1 protein-coding gene and 1 pseudogene are annotated in these 1,501 nt (G+C 45.0%); one reads left to right on the plus strand and one right to left on the minus strand.

The window, feature by feature from the left end:
* Nucleotides 1-510 (plus strand): annotated as a pseudogene (locus tag R7E00_RS23125) (FAD-dependent oxidoreductase); the annotation flags it as partial.
* A gap of 22 nt (nucleotides 511-532) precedes the next feature.
* On the opposite strand, the gene R7E00_RS23130 reads toward R7E00_RS23125, so the two are convergent.
* Nucleotides 533-1,468: a biotin-dependent carboxyltransferase family protein gene (locus R7E00_RS23130; RefSeq protein WP_005498848.1), complete on the minus strand. Its 936-nt coding sequence runs from the start codon at nucleotides 1,466-1,468 to the stop codon at nucleotides 533-535.
* Nucleotides 1,469-1,501: the final 33 nt, after the last annotated feature.

Below are 1,501 nucleotides of genomic sequence, written 5' to 3' on the forward strand. Positions count from 1 at the left end.
TATTTCCAGCTGCACGGCATGACGAAAGAGATCACGTTGTTTGAAGATGGCTTAGTTGAAAGCACGGCACTCTCTGCTCAACCTGAGCTACCTGTACCGTTACTGTCTAAAATTCGCAGTGGGTGGCGTGAAGAAATTTTGGGTGAAAGAACGCATAACGCAATACAACACATGGCCCAATTTATCCCTGATTACAAAACAGCGGAAAAAGGTGGCAAAGCATTGTTTGGTGCTCAACAGATTCCAGGCACAGATCCTGTGCTTCGCGCGGCAGATGTTTCATTCGAACAAAATCACTACGCTCGAATTGAAGTTGTGAAAGCGTCTTCTACGTTGTTAGCTGCTCAAAAAATGCTTCAGTATTGGTTTGATATCACGCCTCAACATAATGTAGAAGCGCAACATCCAGTGACCGTTAATTGGTCTGAAGACGAAATCGAACAATACGCGATTAAACTGACCGAAGAACGAGGCTATCCGCATGCTCTAGCTGAACGCTACGGGATGTAAACAGCCAAAAACTGAATAGGGCTCAGTAGCCAAAAAACTGAGCCCACTGACACCACACATCCTGCAAACCTTGCCTATCACCCTTGATGAAACGCACTTTCTGACCCGGCTTCGCTTGCGCTAATCTAGGCAAATCTATTCTTGCAACACAACCAAGCTTTGGATACCCACCAATGGTTTGGTGGTCATTGAGTAATACAATCGGATTACCATCATGGGGAATTTGAATGGCGCCTAGCGCGATCCCTTCAGATAAGATGCCATCATAAGGTGGCTTTACCGTATTTCCTTCAAGGCGATAGCCCATTCGATTAGAGTCTGGCGAGATCGCAAAGCTTCCCGAATAGAATTTTTCTTTAGCTTCAACACTGAAATCATCACATTGATAACCTTCAATAACGCGTAGTGTAATTGGCAAGTTGTAATCTGGCTTGAAACGAAATGTCATGATTCTTGGTTTATGGTTAGGTAATGAATGCGCGTCAAAAGGGAGAACATCTCCAGCTTTTAGAGCGTTACCATTGGCTTCTAGTCCACCTAATGCTTCACGAAGCACGGTCGATGAGCTCCCAAGGTGCTCAGGCACATTGAAGCCACCTTTTACAGCGAGATAGGCGCGAAGGCCATTTTTCGCCATTCCGAACTGAAGCTTTTGACCTTTTTTTATCGAAAAATCCGACCAATTAGCAATAGGGTGACCATCTACTGATGCATTAAGATCGCCGCCACAAATTGCCAGGTGACAGTCTTGTAAGGCGACAAAACAAGCATTGCCTAGCGTAATCTCGATTGCTGAGCAATTTACACGATTTCCAAGTAGATGATTAGCCCAACTGTAGGCGTAATCATCAACAGGGCCACCTTGCGTTATCCCGATGTGAGCAAGACCAAAACGGCCAAAGTCTTGAATCAATGACAAAGGCCCTGACTTTTCAACTAATAATCCTGATGCGCTCATAACGATCCCCCTAGCTCAAGAAATTCCTGTTTT

This window comes from Vibrio sp. Vb1755 (genome assembly GCF_033338635.1).
In the GTDB taxonomy this organism is placed as follows: domain Bacteria; phylum Pseudomonadota; class Gammaproteobacteria; order Enterobacterales; family Vibrionaceae; genus Vibrio; species Vibrio alginolyticus.

What these genes read in the sequence shown, in the direction of transcription:
- R7E00_RS23130 (WP_005498848.1), bottom strand. Translation starts at nt 1,468, where the DNA reads ATGAGCGCATCAGGATTATTAGTTGAAAAGTCAGGGCCTTTGTCATTG.